20 protein-coding genes and 1 pseudogene are annotated in these 20,718 nt (G+C 64.2%); 14 read left to right on the plus strand and 7 right to left on the minus strand.

The window, feature by feature from the left end; all coding sequences use genetic code 11:
- The first annotated feature begins 43 nt into the window (after positions 1-43).
- The 4 genes and pseudogenes from FJ959_RS05670 to FJ959_RS05685 all read left to right on the plus strand — a co-directional run bounded on the left by FJ959_RS05670 (position 44) and on the right by FJ959_RS05685 (position 3,556).
- Positions 44-1,171, plus strand: a complete 1,128-nt coding sequence (locus FJ959_RS05670) for an S-(hydroxymethyl)glutathione dehydrogenase/class III alcohol dehydrogenase (protein WP_140497529.1) — start codon at positions 44-46, stop codon at positions 1,169-1,171.
- A 273-nt stretch (positions 1,172-1,444) separates the two neighbouring features.
- A complete protein-coding gene (gene fghA, locus FJ959_RS05675) occupies positions 1,445-2,278 on the plus strand; it encodes an S-formylglutathione hydrolase (protein ID WP_140497531.1) in 834 nt (277 codons plus the stop codon).
- Between the two features lie 44 nt (positions 2,279-2,322).
- A pseudogene (locus FJ959_RS05680) lies at positions 2,323-2,430 on the plus strand (isocitrate/isopropylmalate family dehydrogenase); the annotation flags it as partial.
- A 55-nt stretch (positions 2,431-2,485) separates the two neighbouring features.
- The gene (locus FJ959_RS05685) at positions 2,486-3,556 is read left to right on the plus strand and encodes a tartrate dehydrogenase (protein ID WP_140628968.1); all 1,071 of its coding nucleotides are present in this window, start codon (positions 2,486-2,488) and stop codon (positions 3,554-3,556) included.
- Between the two features lie 40 nt (positions 3,557-3,596).
- On the opposite strand, the gene FJ959_RS05690 is transcribed toward FJ959_RS05685, so the two are convergent.
- Positions 3,597-4,532, minus strand: coding sequence for a LysR family transcriptional regulator (locus tag FJ959_RS05690; RefSeq protein ID WP_140628971.1), 936 nt, complete (start codon positions 4,530-4,532; stop codon positions 3,597-3,599).
- A gap of 77 nt (positions 4,533-4,609) precedes the next feature.
- Between FJ959_RS05690 and FJ959_RS05695 the strand changes: the two genes are divergently transcribed.
- On the plus strand, positions 4,610-5,137 hold the full coding sequence (locus tag FJ959_RS05695) for a hypothetical protein (RefSeq protein WP_140514462.1): 528 nt from the start codon (positions 4,610-4,612) through the stop codon (positions 5,135-5,137).
- Between the two features lie 64 nt (positions 5,138-5,201).
- Here FJ959_RS05695 and FJ959_RS05700 read toward each other — a convergent pair whose 3' ends face one another.
- The 3 genes from FJ959_RS05700 to FJ959_RS05710 form a co-directional block, all read right to left on the minus strand.
- Positions 5,202-5,948, minus strand: coding sequence for an SDR family NAD(P)-dependent oxidoreductase (locus tag FJ959_RS05700; RefSeq protein ID WP_140583921.1), 747 nt, complete (start codon positions 5,946-5,948; stop codon positions 5,202-5,204).
- 59 nt (positions 5,949-6,007) lie between these two features.
- On the minus strand, positions 6,008-7,519 hold the full coding sequence (locus FJ959_RS05705; RefSeq protein WP_140628974.1) for an altronate dehydratase family protein: 1,512 nt from the start codon (positions 7,517-7,519) through the stop codon (positions 6,008-6,010).
- A gap of 177 nt (positions 7,520-7,696) precedes the next feature.
- The gene (locus FJ959_RS05710; RefSeq protein WP_140497544.1) at positions 7,697-8,371 is read right to left on the minus strand and encodes a GntR family transcriptional regulator; all 675 of its coding nucleotides are present in this window, start codon (positions 8,369-8,371) and stop codon (positions 7,697-7,699) included.
- 314 nt (positions 8,372-8,685) lie between these two features.
- On the opposite strand from FJ959_RS05710, the gene FJ959_RS05715 reads away from it, so the two are divergent.
- The 6 genes from FJ959_RS05715 (at position 8,686) to FJ959_RS05740 (ending at position 14,319) form a co-directional block, all read left to right on the plus strand.
- The gene (locus tag FJ959_RS05715; protein ID WP_140555628.1) at positions 8,686-10,185 is read left to right on the plus strand and encodes a sugar ABC transporter ATP-binding protein; all 1,500 of its coding nucleotides are present in this window, start codon (positions 8,686-8,688) and stop codon (positions 10,183-10,185) included.
- Complete coding sequence (locus FJ959_RS05720) at positions 10,182-11,177, plus strand: ABC transporter permease (RefSeq protein ID WP_246678899.1); 996 nt, start codon at positions 10,182-10,184, stop codon at positions 11,175-11,177. The genes FJ959_RS05715 and FJ959_RS05720 overlap by 4 nt, the downstream gene beginning before the upstream one ends.
- Complete coding sequence (locus FJ959_RS05725; RefSeq protein ID WP_140498090.1) at positions 11,177-12,172, plus strand: ABC transporter permease; 996 nt, start codon at positions 11,177-11,179, stop codon at positions 12,170-12,172. Before FJ959_RS05720 ends, FJ959_RS05725 begins: the two co-directional genes overlap by 1 nt.
- A gap of 14 nt (positions 12,173-12,186) precedes the next feature.
- A complete protein-coding gene (locus tag FJ959_RS05730) occupies positions 12,187-13,125 on the plus strand; it encodes a sugar ABC transporter substrate-binding protein (RefSeq protein WP_140623752.1) in 939 nt (312 codons plus the stop codon).
- Positions 13,126-13,289: 164 nt separating this feature from the next.
- Positions 13,290-13,505, plus strand: a complete 216-nt coding sequence (locus FJ959_RS05735) for a KTSC domain-containing protein (protein WP_140497550.1) — start codon at positions 13,290-13,292, stop codon at positions 13,503-13,505.
- Between the two features lie 133 nt (positions 13,506-13,638).
- Positions 13,639-14,319: an aspartyl/asparaginyl beta-hydroxylase domain-containing protein gene (locus FJ959_RS05740; RefSeq protein ID WP_140628976.1), complete on the plus strand. Its 681-nt coding sequence runs from the start codon at positions 13,639-13,641 to the stop codon at positions 14,317-14,319.
- Between the two features lie 43 nt (positions 14,320-14,362).
- On the opposite strand, the gene hutH is transcribed toward FJ959_RS05740, so the two are convergent.
- Positions 14,363-15,859, minus strand: coding sequence for a histidine ammonia-lyase (gene hutH / locus FJ959_RS05745; protein WP_140628979.1), 1,497 nt, complete (start codon positions 15,857-15,859; stop codon positions 14,363-14,365).
- Between the two features lie 249 nt (positions 15,860-16,108).
- Here hutH and FJ959_RS05750 point away from each other — a divergent pair, with 249 nt between their 5' ends.
- On the plus strand, positions 16,109-16,789 hold the full coding sequence (locus FJ959_RS05750; protein ID WP_224617798.1) for a GntR family transcriptional regulator: 681 nt from the start codon (positions 16,109-16,111) through the stop codon (positions 16,787-16,789).
- A 197-nt stretch (positions 16,790-16,986) separates the two neighbouring features.
- Positions 16,987-17,820, plus strand: a complete 834-nt coding sequence (locus FJ959_RS05755) for an SDR family oxidoreductase (protein ID WP_224617896.1) — start codon at positions 16,987-16,989, stop codon at positions 17,818-17,820.
- Positions 17,821-17,826: 6 nt separating this feature from the next.
- On the opposite strand, the gene FJ959_RS05760 is transcribed toward FJ959_RS05755, so the two are convergent.
- On the minus strand, positions 17,827-18,702 hold the full coding sequence (locus tag FJ959_RS05760) for an SMP-30/gluconolactonase/LRE family protein (RefSeq protein WP_140628981.1): 876 nt from the start codon (positions 18,700-18,702) through the stop codon (positions 17,827-17,829).
- Positions 18,699-19,358 (minus strand): GntR family transcriptional regulator, encoded by a 660-nt coding sequence (locus FJ959_RS05765; RefSeq protein WP_140497561.1) that lies wholly within the window; start codon positions 19,356-19,358, stop codon positions 18,699-18,701. The genes FJ959_RS05760 and FJ959_RS05765 overlap by 4 nt, the downstream gene beginning before the upstream one ends.
- A gap of 141 nt (positions 19,359-19,499) precedes the next feature.
- Here FJ959_RS05765 and FJ959_RS05770 point away from each other — a divergent pair, with 141 nt between their 5' ends.
- Positions 19,500-20,696, plus strand: a complete 1,197-nt coding sequence (locus tag FJ959_RS05770; protein WP_140628984.1) for a UxaA family hydrolase — start codon at positions 19,500-19,502, stop codon at positions 20,694-20,696.
- Positions 20,697-20,718: the final 22 nt, after the last annotated feature.

Consider the following 20,718-nt stretch of genomic DNA (forward strand, 5'->3'; position numbering starts at 1 on the left):
CCGGGCGATCGGTCGTCCCGGCAAGCAAGTTTGGGAGAAAGAAATGAAAACCCGCGCCGCTGTTGCCGTTGCTGCCGGAAAGCCGCTTGAGATCATGGAGGTCGACCTCGACGGCCCGCGCGAGGGCGAGGTGCTGGTCGAGATCAAGGCGACCGGCATCTGCCACACCGACGAGTTCACGCTGTCGGGTGCCGATCCCGAGGGCCTGTTTCCCGCCATTCTCGGCCATGAGGGCGCCGGCGTGGTGGTCGATGTCGGCAAGGGCGTCACCTCGGTCAAAAAGGGCGACCATGTGATCCCGCTCTATACGCCCGAATGCCGGCAGTGCCCGTCGTGTTTGTCGCGCAAGACCAATCTGTGCACCGCCATCCGCGCCACGCAGGGCCAGGGCCTGATGCCGGACGGCACCTCGCGCTTCTCGATCGGGGGCGAAAAATTGTTTCACTATATGGGCTGCTCGACCTTCTCCAACTTTACGGTGCTGCCGGAGATCGCCGTGGCCAAGGTCAATCCCGACGCGCCCTTCGACAAGATCTGCTACATCGGCTGCGGGGTGACCACCGGCGTAGGCGCGGTCATCAACACCGCCAAGGTCGAGCAAGGCGCGACCGCGGTGGTCTTCGGCCTCGGCGGCATCGGCCTCAACGTCATCCAGGGCCTGAAACTTGCCGGCGCCGACATGATCATCGGCGTCGATCTCAACAACGACAGACGAGCCTGGGGCGAGCGCTTCGGCATGACGCATTTCGTCAATCCGAAGGAGATCGACGGCGACATCGTTCCCCATCTCGTCAACATGACCAAGCGCGGCGCCGACCAGATCGGCGGCGCCGACTACACGTTCGACTGCACCGGCAACACCAAGGTGATGCGCCAGGCGCTGGAGGCTTCGCATCGCGGCTGGGGCAAGTCGGTGGTCATCGGCGTCGCCGGCGCCGGCCAGGAGATATCGACGCGGCCCTTCCAGCTGGTCACCGGGCGGACCTGGATGGGCACCGCCTTCGGCGGCGCGCGCGGCCGCACCGACGTGCCCAGGATCGTCGACTGGTACATGGACGGCAAGATCGAGATCGATCCGATGATCACCCACACGCTGAAGCTCGAGGACATCAACAAGGGTTTCGACCTCATGCATGAGGGCAAGTCGATCAGGAGTGTCGTGGTTTACTGAGGGCGGCCACACGCCGCGGGCCCGAGGACATCCCCGCTTGGACCGACAGGAGCCCTGTCGGCTTGAGAAGGCGGGCCACAGAAATGCCCGGACTTTTCGCTACCTCCAGCCTCCCGGCCAGGTCGGCGTGTTCCCAAAGTCCGGCGTCGACCGGCGGCGTGACCAAGGTGCACCTCGGTTACGCCGCCGGTGCTGTTTGCAGGGCTGAAGGTTGCGGGTGCGGTGGCCGGCAGCTATGTCGGACCGAAAGGTCATGACGAAAAGGCAGAGTTGATGAAAGTCGTTTCCACGTCCAAGTCGCATGGCGGCGTCCAGGGTGTTTACTCGCACGCTTCAGAGGTCTGCGCCTGCGACATGACCTTTGCCGTCTTCGTGCCGCCGCAGGCCAAGGATGGGCCGGTGCCGGTGCTGTGGTATCTTTCGGGTCTCACCTGCACCCATGCCAATGTCATGGACAAGGGCGAGTACCGGCGCCTGGCGGCCGAGCTTGGTCTCATCGTGGTCTGCCCCGACACCAGCCCGCGCGGTGCCGATGTGCCGGACGAGAAGGATAATTGGCAGTTCGGCTGCGGCGCCGGTTTCTATGTCGATGCGACGCAGCAGCCTTACGCCAGGAACTACCGTATGTATTCCTACGTCCTCGATGAGCTGCCGGGATTGATCGCCGCGAACTTCCCTGCCGACATGGCGCGCCAGGGCATATCGGGTCATTCGATGGGCGGACACGGCGCTTTGACGATCGCGCTGAAGAACCCCGACCGCTTCAGGAGTTGCTCGGCCTTCGCGCCGATCGTTCAGCCGACGACCGCTGGCTGGTCGCGGCCTGCGCTCGAGAAATATCTCGGCGCCGACGACAGGGACTGGCGCGCCTATGACGCCACGCTGCTTATCGAGGACGGCCGCCGTTTTGGCGAGTTCCTGGTTGATCAGGGCACGGCCGATGGGTTCCTTGACGAAGGCCTTCGTCCGTGGCTGCTCGATGAAGCCTGCAAGAAGGCCGGCATCGACCTCACCTTGCGCATGCAGGAAGGCTACGATCATTCCTACAACTTCATCTCGACCTTCATGGACGATCACCTGAAGTGGCACGCCGCTCGGCTAGGCTGAAGAACCGCCGGCATTATCAGCGGTAGGGCCTGTGCATCGGCGAAGGCGACATAGCCATGGCGCAAGCGGCGCACGGGTCCGCGCCCGATATCGCGGGCGAGGGCATCGTCAATCCCTATGCGATGATCGAATCCACCCGCATGCTGCTGCAATGACTTGGCCACAACCGCGGCGCCATCGTCGCTGCCATCGAGAAGGAAACTGAAAATGTCCTCGCATAGGATCGCTGTCATCGGCGGTGACGGTATCGGGCCGGAGGTCGTCGAAGCCGGCGTGAAGGTGCTGGAAGCCCTGACCGCTGTCGAGCCGGGTCTGGCCTTCGACTTCAAGCGCTTCGACTGGGGCTCCGACTATTACCGCCGCAACGGCCGCATGATGCCGCAGGACGGCCTCGGGCAATTGGAGGGCTTCGATGCGATCTATTTCGGCTCGGTCGGCGATCCGAACCTTCCCGACGACGTCACCCTCTGGGGGCTGCGCCTGGCCATCTGCCAGGGGTTCGACCAATACGCCAACGTGCGGCCGACGCGCCTCTTGCCCGGGCTGACCGGCCCGTTGCGGCCCGATCTCGGCAAGCAGATTGACTGGGTGATCGTGCGCGAAAACAGCGAAGGCGAATATGCCGGCGTCGGTGGTCGCGCCCATCGCGGACTGCCTATCGAGGTCGGCATGGATGTCGCCGTCTTTACCCGCGCCGGGATAGAACGCATCGCACGTTTCGCCTGCGAGCTTGCGCTGTCGCGCCCCCGCAAGCTTCTGACGGTTGTCACCAAGTCGAATGCGCAGCGTCATGGCATGGTGCTGTGGGACGAAGTCGTGCGCGGCCTGCTTCGCGACTACCCCGGTCTCACCGTCGACTGGATGCTGGTGGACGCCATGACCCAGCGCATGGTCAACAAGCCCGGCAGCATCGACACGGTTTTGGCGACCAATTTGCATGCCGACATCCTCTCCGACCTGGCCGCCGCGCTGGGCGGATCGCTCGGCATAGGCTCGACGTCGAACATCGATCCCTCGCGCAGCCGGCCGTCCATGTTCGAACCCATCCATGGTTCGGCCTTCGACATCACCGGCAAGGGCGTCGCCAATCCGCTCGGATCGTTCTGGACGGCGAGCCTGATGCTTGAGCATCTCGGCGAGCAGGCCGCCGCGCGGCGCCTCATGGTTGCGATCGAGCTTGTCACGGACCGGGCGGAATATCTCAGCCCCGATCTCGGCGGCACCGCGAGCACCGCCGAGGTTACCGCCGCGGTGATCGCGGCCCTTCGCGCCAATTAGCGCGGCACGAACAGGCAAGCATGTCATCGAGGGCGTGGCCTCAGGAAGTTCGCGCGCCTTCGGCGTCCGTTCCCCGATATTTAACATGCTCTATGAACGCGCGCAGCTTGGGCAGGACCTGGCGTCTGTCGGGATAATACAGAAAAACGCCCGGCGTCGTGACGGCGAAGGGCGTGAGCAACGCTTGCAACCGGCCATCGGCAATCGGGGCTTCGGTGAGAGGGCCGGGCACCTGTGCAAGTCCGACACCTTGGATCGCCGCGCCAAGCAGTGTCGGGTAATCATGCGCGACCAGCGGCCCGGAGACGATTGCCTCGACGGTCTTGTTGCCGTCGATGAAGGGCCAGGGCGCGATCGATCCGTTGGAGCGGCGCATGCGCAGGCAGGCATGGCCGCGCAGATCGTCGAGGCGCTCCGGCCGTTTCTGCCGGCGCAGATAGCCAGGGCTGCCGACGACCACGAGCGGGAACGGCGGCGTCAGCCGAACCGCGACCATGTCGGCGGCGATGAACTGGCCGAGCCGGATGCCGGCGTCGAACCCCTCGGCCGCCAGGTCGACCAGCTCACCGCTTGCGGCGATCTCCACCTCTACTTCGGGATAGGCCTGGCAAAAGGATGCCACCAGCGGCTCCAGCAGGATCGGCACCACGGCGCGCGGCACAGAGAGGCGCAACAGCCCGGTCGGCCGCTGCCCAAGTTCACGTGCGACTTCGCTTGCTGCGACCAGCTCCTCGAAAGCGGGCTTTGCGCGCGAAAGGAACCGTTCGCCGGCTTCGGTCAGGCCGACGCTGCGCGTCGTGCGCATGAAGAGCGCCGCACCGACGCGCACCTCGAGCGCGCGCACCGCCTGGCTGATCGCCGATGGCGTGACGCCGAGCTCCGCGGCCGCTTTTCGGAAGCTGCGGTGTTGCGCGACGCCGAGGAACGCCTCCACGCCGTCGAGCGCGCCTTTCCGGATTGTGAAGTTCTGCTTCATGCCCCGTCAACATTATCGCGAATAGTCGACCGCTGGAAGCGGGCGTAAATTGCGCCTTACATCTCTTGGGAGGCCATATGTCGCCTGCAACCATTTTCCTGTTACATCTCGCTCTAGGCTACGTGCCTTGGCTGCTCTGCGTCGGCGTGTATGTCTTGCCCCGGCTCAGATCCGTCAACCTGGTCGAGGCGCAACGTGCCATCGCCACGCTGCACAGCTTCCGCTTCTTCGGGCTTGTCTTCATCGTTCCAGGCGTCGTCGGGCGCGATTTGCCGGCTGATTTCGCCACCTTCGCCGCCTATGGCGACTTCGCAACCGGAGTGTTGGCCATGCTGGCGCTTTTGACGACGAGGATACGTCCGCTGTTCTGGTTGTCCGTCGTCGCGTTCAATCTCGTGGGGACGATCGATATCGCCGTCGACTACTATCACGGCAGCCAAGCCGGTCTTCCTGAGCTGGCGGGGCAGTTGGGCGCTGCATACGCGATCCCCGTAATCTATGTCCCACTGCTGATGATCACGCACGTCGTCGCGTTCTACCTGATGGTGCGCCCCCAGATCCAGGCAGCTCGAGTCTTCGCAGGCGACGCGGCCGCATCTCCGTGAGGCAGCAAGTGCCGGTGTACCGGCGCGCCGCGGCGCAGACGCTTCGCGGCGCGCCGGTATTCGACTAATAGGTCGTGCGCCCGCCCGACAGGTCGAAGGTCGAGGCGGTGGTGAAGCTGTTTTCCTTTGAGACGAGCCAGGCGACCATGGCGGCGGCCTCGTCGACCTCCAGCAGACGGCCGCGTGGAATGCGCGAGCGCATGTATTCGATGTGCTCGGGCGTGAGCTGTTCGAGGATTCGGGTCTGCGCGGTGGCCGGCGAGATGCAGTTGACCGCAATGTCATACTGCGCGAGTTCCTTGCCGAGCGACTTGGTCATGCCGATGACCGCCGCCTTCGAAGCGGAATAGGCGGCGGCGTTGGGATTGCCTTCCTTGCCGGCGACGGAAGCGATGTTGACGATGCGCCCGTAATTGCGCGCTTTCATCCCGGGCACGACGGCGCGGTTGACGTAGAAGGTGCCGTTGACGTTGATGTCGATGATCTTCTTCCACGTCTCTACATCGTAGCTGTCAAGCGGGGCGGCGGGACCGGCAATGCCGGCGGAATTGACCAGGATGGAGATTTTGCCGGCGCTCTCCTCGGTTTTTGCCCGCGCGGCGTCCACCGTCTCCCAATCCGCAATGTCGACGACCAGGGTCTTGGCGGCCTTGCCAAGGTCGCGCTTGGCCGCTTCGAGGCGCGCCTCGTCGACGTCCCATAAGGTGACCGTCGCGCCGGAGGCGACGAAACGTTTGGCCATCGCGAAGCCGAGGCCTTGCGCGCCTCCGGTGACCACGGCGTGTTGGCCGTCAAGATCGATCCTGTTCATGCCGAGCGTTCTTTCTGGTTGGGTGAATTGACGTTGCCCGTTGCGGGCGGGCGATGTCGCTACATGGTAGCGCCGAGGTTCCAGGGCACGAACTCATTGTCGCCGTAGCCCAGCGATTCCGATTTGGTACGCGCGCCCGATGCCACGCGCAGGATCTCTGCGAAGATCTCCTGGCCTTTGTCGTCCAGCGTGACGCCGTCGAGGATGTCCCCGCAATTGATGTCCATGTCCTCGCGCATCTGCTCGAAAATGAAGGAATTGGAGGCAAGCTTGATCGAGGGCGTCGGCTTGCAGCCGAAGGCCGAACCGCGCCCGGTGGTGAAGCACAATATGTTCGCGCCGCCGGCGACCTGGCCGGTTGCCGAAACCGGATCGTAGCCGGGCGTGTCCATGAAGACGAGGCCGCGTTCGTTGATCGGTTCGGCATATTCCAGCACCGCGCGCAGATTGGTCGTCCCGCCCTTGGCGGACGCGCCGAGCGACTTCTCCAGGATCGTCGTCAACCCGCCGAGCTTGTTGCCGGGAGACGGGTTGTTGTTCATCTCCATGTCGTGCTTGGCTGTGTAGTCCTCCCACCAGCGGATGCGCTCGATCAGCTTCTCGCCGACCGCGCGGTTTTCCGCGCGCATGGTCAGCAGATGTTCGGCGCCGTAGATCTCCGGCGTCTCGGACAGCACCGCCGTGCCGCCTTGCGCGACAAGCAGGTCCACGGCGGCGCCAAGCGCCGGATTGGCGCTGATGCCGGAATAGCCGTCCGACCCGCCGCATTGCAGCGCGAGCACCAGTTCGGAGGCCGGTTGTGGCGTCCTTTGCGCGGCGTTGACCATGGGCAGCATATCGACGATCGCCTTGACCCCGGCCTCGACCGTCTTGCGTGTGCCGCCAGTCTCCTGGATCGTCATCGTGCGGAAGGTCGTGCTCTCCTCGATATTGTAGGACTGCATCCAGCGCGGAATCTGGAACGCCTCGCAGCCGAGCCCAACCATCAGCACGCCGCCGACATTGGGGTTCGTGGCAAAACCCCACTGCGTGCGCTTCAAGAGGTCGTAAGCGAGGCCTTTGGTGCCGATGCCGCAGCCAGTGCCATGGACGAGTGAGATCACGCCGTCGACATTGGGATAGTCGCGCAGGATGCCGCAGCGGTTGACCTCTTCCACGATGAAGCGGGCGACACTGGCCGAACAATTCACCGAGGTCAGGACAGCGATGAAGTTGCGCGTCCCGACCTTGCCGCTCGGCCTGCGGTAACCCATGAAGGTCGCGCGCTCGGCTTCAGAGACGACAGGCGTTTGGCTGGCGTTGGTGCCGAACAGATAGTCGCGTTCGAAATTGCGCAGATATACATTGTGCTCGTGAACCCAATCGCCGGCGGCGATCGGCCCGCGGGCGAATCCGATGGTCTGTCCGTATTTCACGACCGGCTCGTCCGAAGCGATGTCGCGGATCGCCATCTTGTGGCCGCGCGGTATGCGCGCCTTCGCGGGGATGTCGCCTGCCTTGTCGCCGATCATCAACGGATCGACCGCCAGAAGGATGTTGTCGGCATGCGAAAGCTGGATGAACCGCGCCATTACGAACTCTGAAAAAGCCCCGCCGGCACAATGCCGCCGAATGGATCGGAATACTAATATAATAGAACGTCAACGGTCAAGCTGCGAACATTGCTCGCCGGGCATCGGCAAGCCGGTCGGATGCCAGGTTCGGGACCTCAAACCTGCGCCGCCCGTCTCAGCGCTCAGTCGAGGTCGTCAGTCGAGAAGCTCGGCGGCGACTTCGAGCGTGTTGCGAAATGACGTCTCGAGGTGATGCTCCATTGCCTGTGCGGCGCCCTCGGCGTCGTGACGCTTCAGCGCGTCCAGAATGGCCTCGTGCTGCTCGATCGTCTGCTCGCCATAGCCGGGCTTCGGAATGGCGAGATAGCGGCCGCGATCCATCTGCGCCTTTGAGATGTCGACGGCGCGCCAGATCATCGGCAAGCCGCATATTTCAGCAATGGTGCGGTGAAAGACGTCGTCGAGCTGAATCGCTGTGGCGTACCTGCCGCGCGCAATGGCGAGCTTATGCGCGGCCATGTTGTCTTCCAGCAATTCACAGGCAGCCGGCGTCAGCTTGGCGGCGGCGCGCCTGGCGCTCTCCATCTCCAATGCACGCCGGATGACATAGGCTTCCTCGAGGTCGGCCCGGCTGATGGGAGCAACGTAGGTGCCGGTCTGCGCCAGGATCTTGACGAGCCCTTCGTCGCTGATGCGTTTGACCGCTTCGCGCACGGGCGTGCGCGAGACGCCCAGCGCTTCGGCAATTGCGATCTCATTGATGACCTCACCCGGTTTCAGCCGTCCGACGACGATCATGTTGCGGATCTTGTTGTAGATCTGGTCGCGCAGCGGGAGGGCTCGATTGAGGGTCGAAGGATCTAGATCCATGGAAAATCCCATCGTTCGTCCACCTGAAATGGCAAAATTATTCGAATGTCAAACGGAATGCACCTGCTTGCGACGCGGGGTTCGTTGCGATCCGACGCCAGTGACGGGAGCGGTCAGATCCAGCTTGCCAGAACTATTATATTAGTGCAATAGTGCCGCCCGTTGCGTGATTTTCAGCCTATGGTGAAGTGCCTGGTGCGGATGCGCTGAAAGGGGCCTTCGGGCCGGCTCGAGGTGGGCCGAACCGTGCCTGGAAATGCATTATACTAACATAACGCTGCCAGCCGCGTGCTACCAGGGAGGACCAAGCCTAGATGAGTGCCGCCGCCGATTGTGCCCTGGACATGAGAGGCATCTCCAAGACTTTTCCCGGCGTGAAGGCCCTGTCGAACGTCAATTTCGCCGTCCGGTTCGGCACCGTCCATGCGGTCGTTGGCGAGAATGGCGCCGGCAAGTCGACGCTGATGAAGGTGCTCAACGGATCCTACGCTCCGACCGCCGGCACGATCCTCGTCGGCGGCGCCGAAGTGCGCATGCGGCGTCCCGCCGACGCCCAGGCGCTCGGCATCCGCATGGTGCACCAGGAGATCAATCTTGTTCCCGACCTGACCGTCGCGGAGAACGTCTATCTCGGCCGCATGCCCGGCAAATGGAGCTGGCTGCACAAGGGCGAAATGGTCAGGAAGGCCGCCGCCGTCCTCGACGAGCTGGGCGCGGCCATCAACCCGCGCGCGCGGCTCGGCGACCTGTCGATCAGCCAGCAGCAACTGGTCGAGATCGCCAAGGCCTATGCGGCGCAGCCCAGGATCATCGTGCTGGACGAGCCGACATCGAGCCTGAGCGAGCACGAAACCGCGGCGCTGTTCCGGATCCTTCGCAAGATGCGCGATGACGGCATCGCCATCGTCTACATCAGCCATAGGCTGAGGGAGGTTCTCGAGATCGCCGACGAGGTGACCGTGCTGCGCGACGGCTCAATGATCGAGACCCGTCCGATCGACGGCATAACCGCGGCCGAGATGATCAGGCTGATGGTTGGCCGCGAGGTCGCCAACGTGTTCCCGAAAAGCCCGGCCGCGATCGGCAAGTCCGTGCTGCGTGTCGAACGCATCGGCGACGGGGCGCATTTCAGTGATGTCAGCTTCGATGTGCGCGCTGGGGAGATACTGGGCTTGACCGGACTGGTCGGGGCGGGTCGCACCGAGGTAGCACGCGCCATCTTCGGCCTGTCGCGGCTGGTGGAGGGAACGGTCAGCGTCTACGGGCGCAAGGTCGCCATCAACTCTCCTTCCGAGGCGGTGCGAGCCGGGATCGCCTACGTCCCCGAGGACCGCAAGGGCGACGGCATCATTCCGGGCATGTCGGTCCGCGAGAACATCAGCCTGTCGATATTGCGGCGTCTGACCAGCTTCGGCCGTATCAGGCGCAGCGCCGACCGTTCGCTGGCGACGACCTATGTGAAGCAGTTTTCCATTTCGCCGCCCGACGGGGAGCGGCGCATCAACCTGTTGTCGGGAGGCAACCAGCAGAAGGCGGTCATCGCCAAATGGCTCGCGGCCAAGCCCTCCGTGCTCATTCTCGACGAGCCGACGCGCGGCGTCGACGTCGGCGCCAAGGCCGAGATCCACAGCATCATCGGCCGGCTTGTCGCCGACGGCATGGCGGTGGTGATGATCTCGTCGGAACTGCCCGAAATCCTCGGCGTCTGCGATCGCGTCGTTGTGATGCGCGACGGCCGCGCATCGGAGGCGCTCGCCCGCGCCGAACTGAGCGAGGAGCGCATCATGGCGCTGGCGACGGGGGAGGCTGCATGACTGATGCGGCCATGGAGACCAGCGGGGCGAACCGCAATGACCGCTTCACGCGCGGCAGCAGGCTTGCCGATGTCCTGTCCAAGGCGGGGCTTGGCTTCGCTATCCTTGCAGTGGTGCTCTACGGCTCATTCGTCAGCCCCGCCTTCTTCACCACAGGCAATCTGCTCAACGTCCTGACCTCGATGTCCATTGTCGGCATCGTCGTTGTCGGCATGACTTTCGTGCTTGTGGCAGGCGGCTTGGCCGACCTGTCGGTGCCGGCCACCATCGCCTGCGGGGCCATCCTCTCGCTCGGGCTGCAGCCAATGATCGGGCCGGTTCCTGCCTTCGTCCTGGCGGTGGCGCTTGCGGGCCTTATCGGCCTGCTCAACGGCGTGCTGGTCGGCTATGTCGGTATCAATCCCATCATCGCCACGCTCGGCATCGGCACCATCGGGCTGGGCATCGTGCAGGCCACTGTCGGCGGCGTCATCGTCTATGGCAACAATCCCGCTTCGGCCGAATTCGCCAAGGGCCGGCTCTTCGGCGTCCCGGTCGTGGTGCTGATTTTCCTGCTGATCGCTCTCATAGGGCATTTCGTCCTCTCGCGCTCCTTCTGGGGCAGGTGGACGCTCGCCACGGGCGGCAATTACAGCGCCGCCGAGGCGAGCGCGGTGCCCGTGCGAGCGGTGAAGGCCGGTGCGTTCGTGATCACGGCGTTGGCTTCGGGCGTCAGCGGCGGCCTGCTAGGCCTGACCTTGCAAAGCGCGCGGCCGCTGATCGGCGCCGGCTACGAGTTCAGCGCCATCACCGCGGTCGTGGTCGGCGGCGTGTCGATTATCGGCGGTTTCGGCTCGGTGCCGAGGGCGATCGCGGGCCTGATCTTCGTGCAGCTTCTGACCAACGTCATGGTGCTCGACGGCGTGCGCACGATCCAGGGTTTTGTCCTCGGCATCCTGATCGTCGGCGCCGTCGGCATGGACGCGGCATTGCGCAAGAGGGGGGTGGCGTGATGAGGTTCCTGGCGCTTGCCTCGCGGCACAGGGTGGTGATCATCCTCGGCCTGACGCTGATCATTTCCGCCTTGGCGGTTCCGGGTTATTTCTCCGCATCGACCCTCGGACTCGGCCTCGACCGGGCGGCGACGATCGGCCTGATCGCCATTGGACTTACGGTGCTTCTGGTCGCCGGCCAGATCGACCTCTCCGGCGGCGCGGTGTTCGCGCTGGCGGGGATCATGTCGGTCATCCTGCAGCGCGAGATCGGCATCCTGCCTGCCGCACTTGTCGGTATCCTGGTCGGCATGCTGGCAGGCGCCATCAACGGCGCGCTGGTCGTCGGGCTGAAGGTGAACTCGCTGGTGCTGACGCTGGCGACGATGCTGATCTTCCGCTCGCTCGCGCATTGGATCACCAACAGCCAGCCGGTGACCGGCACCGACATCATGCTTTCACTGGCGTTCGCCAAGATCCATCTCGAAATCTTCACCATCCGCAGTGCGCTGTTCATCGTTCTGATCGTGCTGCTGCATGTCTGGCTGACGCGTACAATACCGGGCCGAAATGTCTTTGCGGTGGGGTCCAATCCGGCGGCAGCCAAGGAGAGCGGCATCGCTTCCGATCGCATCGTTTTTCTGGGCTTCGTCTTCGCCGGGACGCTCGCCGGTCTCGCAGGCGTTCTCCAGAGCCTCGTCACCAACACCGGTTCGCCCGTCTTCGGCTCGGAACTGACGGTCGCCGTCATTGCCGCGGTCGTGGTCGGCGGAACCCGCCTCGAAGGCGGCAAGGGATCCGCGCTCGGCACGCTTGGCGGCGTGCTGACGATCGGCTCGCTGACCATCGCGATGGAGTTCCAATCCGTTCCCGCATACGTCCAGCAGGTCGTGTCGGGGCTTATCCTGATCCTGCTCGTCGTGCTCGATCGGGCCGTGACTACCAAGGGGAGGGCGCCGGGCACAGGCCCCGCGCTCATTCGCGACAATCCAATCACTCAAGGAGGAAATACATGATCGGGAGGAAACCTATGGTTGGCAAGAAAAGCATGCTCCACATTACCGCCATGGCGGTAATATTGGCCTCGACGGGCTGGGCCAGTGCAAAGACGGTCTGCTACGTCACGGCCGCGGATTCGCATGCCTATGCGACGCCGGCCAACAAGGCGCTCCAGGCGCGCGCCGGCGAGCTCGGCATCGAGATCCTGAGCCTCAGCCAGGATTTCGACGTCCAGAAGGGCACCGAGCAGCTCAACACCTGCGTCGCGCGCAAGGTTGACGGCATCATCCTGTGGCCGCTCGACCCGCAGGCCTACATACCGGGCCTGGCCCGCGCACAACAGGCGAACATTCCCGCGATCCTCATCAACTCGCCGATGAGCGACGATGCCAAGCCGTTCATCAAGTCGTTCACCGGGCCCGACGTCTACGAGGAAGGCAAGCTTGCGGCCGACTCGCTCAGCAAGGCGTTGGGTGGCAAGGGTTCCGTCGTCATCATCGCCGGCCAGGCCGGCAACGGCACGACGATCGGCCGCGTCGGCGGCTTCACCGATCGTCTCAAGGAAACCAACGCCGACATCAAGGTGCTCGACACGGTCAATGCCGATTTCGACCAGCAGAAGGCGCTGGTGGTCAGCCGCGACCTGATCACCCGCTTCGGCGACGAGATCAGCGGCGTCTACGCCAATGACGACACCATGGCGCGCGGCTTCATCGACGCCTGGAAGGAGGCCAATCCGTCCAAGGCGGCACCGCCGATCGTCGGCATCAATGGTCAGAAGGATGCGTTCGAATCGATCCGCACCAACGAAATGTACTCCACCATCGTGCAGTCGCCGGTTGAGGACGGCCGCCTGGCGATCAACACCATGGCGGAGATCATGGACGGCAAGGAGGTCAAGGACCGTTTGCCGATCCCGCTGACGGTCGTCACCAAGGACAATGTCAACGCGGTCGAGCCGGCGTTCTGATCCCTTGGGGCCGGCTCGGCAGAACCGGGCCGGCTCCTTCGTCTTCTGGCGCGGACGGACGATCCGGCTGCGCTGCTCACTATAGGAAGGCCTGCCAGCCAAGGCTGCGCGGCACAGTTGGAACTTCCGTTTGCGCCCCGGATTATCCATCCGGGAGAACGCCAATGCCTTCTACGGCCATCCGCAGCACACAGTACCATTTCGCCACCAGGGTGCTCTCGGTCTGGTTTGTGCCGAGCGGAAACCGCTATGACTACGAAGACGTGGAGCCCGAGACATACGCTGCCTTCAAAGCCGCCTCTTCCAAGGGACGCTTCTTCAATGAATTCATACGGGATCGCTACAGGTTTCGTCTGGTCGAACGCGCCCCTGAACGCTGACGAACGCCAGCAACAAAGCGCGGGATCGCGGGACTGTTCGTCGGTCACGAATTCGTGCTGACAGGCATACGCCGAACAAGATCAGCAACTTAATTGCCGGATATTCGTTTCATGATGTCCTCGAGGCCATGAAATGTCTCAAGTTTACGATCTTGCATCCGGTCTGGTGCGGCGGATCTACGAAAAGCGCATCGACGCGCCGGCGATCCTCGATACCGCCGGCGAATTTCCAAACGCCACCAAGTTCACGGCCGCCTGGCAGGCCATCCGCGACGAAGCGCTTGCCGTGGGCAAGGCGCCCCGCTTCCACGACATCATGCCTGAACAGGCCGACATCTCGGCCAATGACGGTCGCGACTGGCGTATGTTCGTGCTCAAGGCTTACGATGTCGCGGTTCCGCAAAACCTCGCGCGAATGCCGGTCCTCGACCGACTGCTTGCAGAATGCCCTGAGGTGAAGTCGGCGGCGATCTCTTTCCTGGCTCCGGGCAAGCACATTCCCAGCCACCGCGGCCCTTTCAGGGGCATAATGAGGTTCCATGTCGGCTTGGTGATCCCTCGACAGGCAGATGGTCGTCCGGCGACGGTCATGATGATCAATCATCAGGAGAGGCGGATCGCCGACGGCGAGTGTCTGTTGTGGGACGACACGTTCCCTCATGAAGTGACAAACAACGCCGACAAGCCTCGCGTGGCCCTGCTTTTGGATATCTGGCGTCCACGAATGCCGCCCGACATGGAAATCCTGTCACGGCTGATCGTCCACGGCGTGCAGGCAGGCATGCGCCGCAGAGGCGTGTCCTTTTCTGCGTGAGGAGAGGCTCGCGGGCCATGGGCTCGCCGAGCGCCTTGGCGCGTCAGTCGCGTGGGCCCGCCACCATCCGTGCGATCCGTGTCATGTCCGTGCTCATTTCACGGTCATCGTCAAGCGGGCTGACAAGGGAGCGCACGGCGGCGAAGGTGCGCTGCGGTCCGTCGCCCATGCCGTCGACGACACCGCGCAATTCTACCCCCGTAGCCGCAAAGATCAGTTCCATCGCAACGAGATAACGCAGCCGCTCGACGATCTCGGCTGTCTTGGCCACCACGCGCGGGGCCATCGACGACTGATCCTCGATGCCGTCCGAAACGGCAAGCGAGCTGAGCGACATCGGGTTGGCGAGGTGCCGGATCTCGACTTCCAGCGCGGCAAGCGGTTTCTGCAGCTCCGCATAGCCCTGGCGGCTCCCACCCCTGGCCGACAGGAAGCGCGGCAGCTCCGCCGTTATCGGCGACATCAGCTTCATGCAACGGTTGGCGGTGCCGACCGCGCAATGCGCAAGCGCCTGGCCGAGTTGTTCCCAGGCCAGCGTCATCGCCGTCAGGTCGAAGTTGCCGTTCGAGACGACCCGCTCGATCTCCGGCAGGATAACCGGGTTGTCGCCCGAATGGGCCAGTTCGATCTCCGTCGCCAGCTTCGCCTGTTCGAACGCATGCAGCAGGCCGCCCCACACTTGCGGCACGCAGCGATAGCTGAGCGGGTCCTGGAGACGCCGTGCGGCGTTGTCCTCCCATAGACCGCTTCCCGCCAGTTCCCCCCGCAGACGCGCGCCGATCTCGCGCTGGCCGAATGCCGGGCGGGCTGACAGCGCCTCCTCGCTGATTGCGCTGACGGATGAGCGGAATGCCTCATAATTGAGGGCCACGGCAGCCAGCGACCAGTCGATGAGATGGGCGACGTCTTCGAGGCACAGGCATGCCGTTCCGGTCGAAAGGCTGTTCGCGACGATGATGGCGTGGCCGTCCTTTTCGCGCAGGTTGAGTGGTTCGAGCCCGGCGAGGGCCAGCGCATCGGCGGACGGCATGATCTTGCCCTGGAACTCCGCTTCGCCGTCGCCGCGCAGCGCCCTTGCCATATGCCCGAGGGCGGCAAGGTCCGCCGCCCCGATCGATCCCCAACTGGGGATCACCGGATGAACCCCGGCGTTAAGTGCCGCCACAAGGCCCATGACCACATGTTCGGAGGTGCCGGTGCCGCCGGCCGCCATGCCTGAAATCCTTGCGGCCATAAGCGCCCGCACGGCCTCCGTCGGAAGGGCGGGGCCGATGCCCATACTGTGGCTGAGCGGTACGCTATGCTGGAACGCGATCAGGTCGGCCTGCGCAAGCGGCGTATCCACGCACGCACCGAGACCGGTGGTGACGCCATACATGGGCTTGCCAAGTTGCGTGAGATGCTCGATGAGCGCACGGCTCTCGCGGATGCGGCGCATCGCCTGACCGCCCAACTCGAGGCGGGCGTTGCGCCGTGCGACCTCGGCCACATCACCCGCACTGAGCGGCTTGCCGTCAAGCACTACCATTCTGAGTGTCATATCCTGCCCCCATGATCGCTGCCGCCAATGCCGCGCGGGCCTCACCGCATGCGGCTGGCGGCTGCCGGTTTTGCTGTTTCCGCGGGCCAAACTGCAAGCCATTCCCGTTCCGAAGGTTTCGCCGCGGCGATCTCGCGTCCATGCCGGGCGCATCGCCGCCGGCTTGCAACTCTTCTCGTACACATGGATACCTATATCCGAGAATGAAGCTTTCCCCTAAGCTGACGATACGTGAAATGGGAGCATGGATTGCGCGGATTTGGCGAAGGCTTGATCGAGAGGCCGCAAACGGTCGCCGAGCAGGTCGCCAATGTCTTGCGCGAGGCCATTGCCAGCGGGACCCTGAAGGCCGGCACGACGTTGCGCCAGGATGATCTGGCCGAGCAGTTTGGCTTCAGCCGGATGCCGATCCGGGACGCGCTTCGTCAGCTCGAGGCCGAAGGCATCGTGTCCATCCACCCGACAAAGGGTGCGCACGTCGCCAGAATGGACGGCGACGAGATCCGAGAGATCTATGCCGTGCGCGAACTGCTCGAGTGCGAGGCACTGCGGCTCTCCATTCCCGGCCTGCCCGGCGGCAAGCTGGACGAGGCCGAACAGGTGCTCGATCAGATCGATGCCGAGCGCAATGTCGGCAGGTGGGGCGTGCTGAACCGGGCCTTTCATCTGACGCTTTATGACGCCTGCGGCAATCGCCGGTTGCTCGGCCTGATCGACGCGCACCATAATGCGGCCGACCGCTACGTCCGTATCCTGTTGTCGAACCTCGACTACCGCGCCCGCTCGCAGACGGAGCATCGCGACCTCTTGGCCGCTTGCCGGCGACGCGACGCCGGCAAGGCCGTCAGCGTTTTGACGCAGCATCTGCGCCAAGGCAGCGAGACACTGGTCAACGCCATAGAAGGCGACGGTCTGTCGCGAAAATCTTAGAATCTTTGTCCAATTCCGATGGGCGCGCGTGACGGGCTGTACGCCTTCGTCTAGCCGCTGCCGCCAGGGACGCTGCTTTTCAGTCTGCCTGATTTGATCAAATGGAAGAATTGGTTCTGGATTTCTCCCTGAAAATGCGTTTTGAAGAGCACTCCAAATAAAAGTGTGATCAAATTGGAAAGGCTGGGCTATTGACGGTGCAAAAGGAAGAGATCGACATCCAGAATGCGCTGGCTCTTGCCGAGCGCTTCACGATGGCTGGCCGGCGCGCCTTGGTGACCGGCGGCAGCGTCAGCATCGGCCGTGAGATCGTGCGGGTTTTTGCCGAGGCGGGCGCCGATGTGGCCGTCCATTTCGCTCGCGACGCCGACGTGGCATTCGGGCAGCCGGATGCGGCCGCCGAAGCTGTCCGTGAAATTCGCGGGAAGGGCAGGCGCGGCGTCGCCATCGATGCTGATTTCGCTCGGGCCGGAGAGGCGGCTCGCTGTGTCCAGGCGGCGATCGAGGCGTTGGGTGGTGTCGACGTGCTTGTCGTCTGCGCCTCGATCCAGTACCGCACGCGTTTCCTCGATCTACCCGCCGAGCAGATCGAGCACCAGATCCAGATCAACTTCAAGGCGACGATCGAATTGCTGCAGGCCGCCTTGCCCGGCATGAAGGACAATGGCTGGGGCCGTGTGCTGACGATCGGCAGCATCAACCAGACGCGGCCCGAATCCGATCTCGCCGTCTATGCCGCGCTGAAGAGCGCGCAGCACAATCTGTCATTCAACCTTGCCAAGGATTATGCGCCACACGGGGTGACGATCAACAACCTGTCGCCCGGGCTTGTCGTTACCGAGCGCAATCGCTGGCGCCGCGAGGACGCGGCCAAATGGGCGGAGATCCAGAAGGGGTCCGCGCCGATGCAGCGGGCCGGCGAGGCGCGCGAGATGGCGGGAGCGGCGTTGCTGCTTTGCTCCGACGCCGGCAGCTTCATCACCGGGGCGGACCTGCAGGCGACGGGTGGCCGCCATCTCGGCTGGCAATAGCCGAGATTAACCGGCAAAAGCCGGCTCCGGCAGTCCCGCCACGCCGACGTCGAGTGCAAGCAGGCAACCCGCCAGGGGCTCGTTGGCCAGTTGATCCTCCGTCAGCTTCTGCGTTGCGGTCGTCACGTACAGTGTCTTCAGGCCTGGACCGCCGAAGGCGCAGGAGGTCGGCTGAGTGACTGGCAGAGGGACCAGCCTGTCGAGCCGGCCATCGGGCGCGAACCGCGCCAGCGAGCCGCCTTGGTAGCGCGCATTCCAGAGGAAGCCGTCCGCATCGACGGTGGCGCCGTCGGGCTTTCCAGGCGCCGCGTGCCGGTCGGCGAACAGAGACCACGGCCCCACAAATCCGCTCGCCGGGTCGAAATCCGCCTGCTCTATATCGCCTTGCCGCGTATCCGTGAAGTAGACGGTACGGCCATCCGGGGCAAAGGCGATCGCATTGGGCACGGCGATCCCGTCGCGGATCCGGCTCGAACTTCCGGCGGCGTCGATCCGGTAAAGCGCCCCGGACGCATGCAGCCCATAGTCCCACATGCTGCCGCAGATTATGCCGCCGCCGGGATCGCACTTCATGTCGTTCAGCCGATGCTCGGGCGGCCCATCCTCCACGCGCGCCAGCAGGCTCAGTGCGCCGCTGGCGGGATCAAATGCGTGGAGACCTTGCCGCAAGGCCACGACGACACCGCCCGATGCTCGTGGAACCACCGAGCCGATGACCTCAGGCATCGGCCACGATGTCACCGCTCCTGTCTCGGGCCGCAGCCTGTGCAGGCAAGGACGCCGCAGATCGACCCAGAACAGCTCTCCGCCCCGCGCCAGCCATGTCGGCGATTCGCCCAGCGTATCGCCCGTCGACGCCGCGACCTCGAACCCGGCCGTCATTGCCGGCCGATATCGGGTTTGGGATCGACGGCGATGCGCGCCAGGAGGTCGTGTTTGGCCTTTTCGATATGCGCGCCCATCAAGGTCGCCGCCGAGCCGGCATCCTGGCGCTCTATGGCCCGGATGATGTGGCGATGATCGTCGATGACGCCATGGAAGCGCCCCTCGTCATAGCCGTAGCGTTGCCAGATCGCCGCCACCAGCAGCCAGTTGCGATCCACCATCGACAGCGCGCCCGGATTGCCGGCCGCCTCGTTGATGACGCCGTGAAAGATGTTGTTGGCATGTGGGACGGCAAGGAAGTCGTCGCTGGCCACTCTTTGCTCAAGCATGTCCTGCGCGGCCTTCAGATCGCGCAGATGCTCGGCGGTACGCCGCTCGCTGGCACGCCGCGCCAGCATCGTTTCGACGGCGCTGCGGATATCGAACAGGTCGATCACAAACGACATGTGGACCGTCCTGACGCTGGCGCCGCGATTGGGTTCCAGCACGACCAATCCCGTGCCGCTCAAGGCGCGCAAGGCCTCGCGGACCGGCATATGGCTTACGCCATAACGACCGGCGAGATCGTCGATCCTCAGCCTTGCCCCGAATGGAATGGCTCCGGAAACGATGTCGTCACGAAGAAGCTTCTGAACGTCGGGAATACGCGCCATGCATCCAAGCCTACCCTGATTTGAGCAAATATTGCTCGCACGGCGATCGAAAGAAGTCAATTTTGCCCTTGCCAAGGCAACATTTGATCAAATATTGAGATTTGAAGAGATTGCCTCGCTCGCGACGGTTTGGAAACGCCAATGCCACTGCCTGCCTCCGGTGCCGACAAAATCGACGGCCTGCCGCCATTCAGTGGCTACAGGCGGATCGATGGCCGCGCCGGAATCCGCAATTATGTGCTGATCCTGTGCATCAATGGTTTGGCGCTGCGCGTCAGCGAGCGGATCGCGGCGGGCCTCGAAGGCGCGCTTCTGGCCGCGACGAGCGCGGGCAGGGGGCACATCGAGCCGGACCTCGGCCTGCACCTTGATCAACTTGTCGGTCTCGGCCGCAATCCGAACGCCGCCGCCGTTCTGGTGGTCGGAGTGGATTCGGCGACGACCGAGATGGTCGCGGCCCGCATTTCGGCTTGCGGCAAGCCGGTCGCCAGCGTTTCCTTCGCCGAGCAGCATGAGGACATGCTGTCGGTCATGGGCGAGGGCATCAGGCGCGGCGCGGCGTTGCTGCGCGAGGCTTCGCGGATCCGGCGCGAGAACTTGCCCGGCGCGCAGCTGGTGGTCGGCATCGAATGCGGCCATTCCGACGCGACGTCGGGTCTGGTCAGCAATCCGGTCGTGGGGGCCGCGGTCGATCTTCTGGTTTCGCATGGCGGCACCGTCATTGTCGGTGAGACCGTCGAGTGGCTGGGGGCAGAACATATACTCGCGGCGCGCGCTCGCGATGCAACGGTGGCACGACAGATCCTGCAGGCCGTGGAGCGCAAGGAACGCTTCGCCGCCGCTTCCGGCCACAGCCTGACCGGCAACAATCCGGGCGAGGAGAATATACGCGGCGGGTTGAGCACGATCGAGGAGAAGTCCCTCGGTGCCCTGGCCAAGACGGGAACTTGCCGCATCGACGGCGTGCTCGGCATGGCCGAGCCGGTCACCGCCGGCGGCCTTTACCTCATGGACGGCCCGTCCTTCTCGCCGGAATCGATGACAGGCTTCGCCGCGGCCGGTGCCCAGATCATGCTGTTCACAACCGGGCCAGGCAACAGCACCGCGAGCGCGCTCGCGCCGACGATCAAGATCACGGCGCGGCGCGAGACGGCTCGCCGGCTGCCTGAGCAGATCGATTTCGACGCCAGCCCGGTTTCGGAGGGGATCGAAACCGTCGCCGAAGCGGCGAACCGGCTGCTGGCGACCATCCTCGATGTCGCCGGCGGCACCCTCACCTTCGGCGAGATTTTGGGGGAAGGGCTCGAAGTTCCGACCCGCGTGCGGGGCTCGTTGTGACGGCTATCTCCTCGAACGATGC

The sequence above is a fragment of the Mesorhizobium sp. B2-2-4 genome (assembly GCF_006442375.1).
Classification (GTDB): domain Bacteria; phylum Pseudomonadota; class Alphaproteobacteria; order Rhizobiales; family Rhizobiaceae; genus Mesorhizobium.

Bases quoted from the DNA above. Each gene is read 5' to 3' on its own strand.
- FJ959_RS05670 (WP_140497529.1), top strand. From the start codon at position 44: ATGAAAACCCGCGCCGCTGTTGCCGTTGCTGCCGGAAAGCCGCTTGAG.
- fghA (WP_140497531.1), top strand. From the start codon at position 1,445: ATGAAAGTCGTTTCCACGTCCAAGTCGCATGGCGGCGTCCAGGGTGTT.
- FJ959_RS05685 (WP_140628968.1), top strand. From the start codon at position 2,486: ATGTCCTCGCATAGGATCGCTGTCATCGGCGGTGACGGTATCGGGCCG.
- FJ959_RS05690 (WP_140628971.1), bottom strand. From the start codon at position 4,532: ATGAAGCAGAACTTCACAATCCGGAAAGGCGCGCTCGACGGCGTGGAG.
- FJ959_RS05695 (WP_140514462.1), top strand. From the start codon at position 4,610: ATGTCGCCTGCAACCATTTTCCTGTTACATCTCGCTCTAGGCTACGTG.
- FJ959_RS05700 (WP_140583921.1), bottom strand. From the start codon at position 5,948: ATGAACAGGATCGATCTTGACGGCCAACACGCCGTGGTCACCGGAGGC.
- FJ959_RS05705 (WP_140628974.1), bottom strand. From the start codon at position 7,519: ATGGCGCGGTTCATCCAGCTTTCGCATGCCGACAACATCCTTCTGGCG.
- FJ959_RS05710 (WP_140497544.1), bottom strand. From the start codon at position 8,371: ATGGATCTAGATCCTTCGACCCTCAATCGAGCCCTCCCGCTGCGCGAC.
- FJ959_RS05715 (WP_140555628.1), top strand. From the start codon at position 8,686: ATGAGTGCCGCCGCCGATTGTGCCCTGGACATGAGAGGCATCTCCAAG.
- FJ959_RS05720 (WP_246678899.1), top strand. From the start codon at position 10,182: ATGACTGATGCGGCCATGGAGACCAGCGGGGCGAACCGCAATGACCGC.
- FJ959_RS05725 (WP_140498090.1), top strand. From the start codon at position 11,177: ATGAGGTTCCTGGCGCTTGCCTCGCGGCACAGGGTGGTGATCATCCTC.
- FJ959_RS05730 (WP_140623752.1), top strand. From the start codon at position 12,187: ATGGTTGGCAAGAAAAGCATGCTCCACATTACCGCCATGGCGGTAATA.
- FJ959_RS05735 (WP_140497550.1), top strand. From the start codon at position 13,290: ATGCCTTCTACGGCCATCCGCAGCACACAGTACCATTTCGCCACCAGG.
- FJ959_RS05740 (WP_140628976.1), top strand. From the start codon at position 13,639: ATGTCTCAAGTTTACGATCTTGCATCCGGTCTGGTGCGGCGGATCTAC.
- hutH (WP_140628979.1), bottom strand. From the start codon at position 15,859: ATGACACTCAGAATGGTAGTGCTTGACGGCAAGCCGCTCAGTGCGGGT.
- FJ959_RS05760 (WP_140628981.1), bottom strand. From the start codon at position 18,702: ATGACGGCCGGGTTCGAGGTCGCGGCGTCGACGGGCGATACGCTGGGC.
- FJ959_RS05765 (WP_140497561.1), bottom strand. From the start codon at position 19,358: ATGGCGCGTATTCCCGACGTTCAGAAGCTTCTTCGTGACGACATCGTT.
- FJ959_RS05770 (WP_140628984.1), top strand. From the start codon at position 19,500: ATGCCACTGCCTGCCTCCGGTGCCGACAAAATCGACGGCCTGCCGCCA.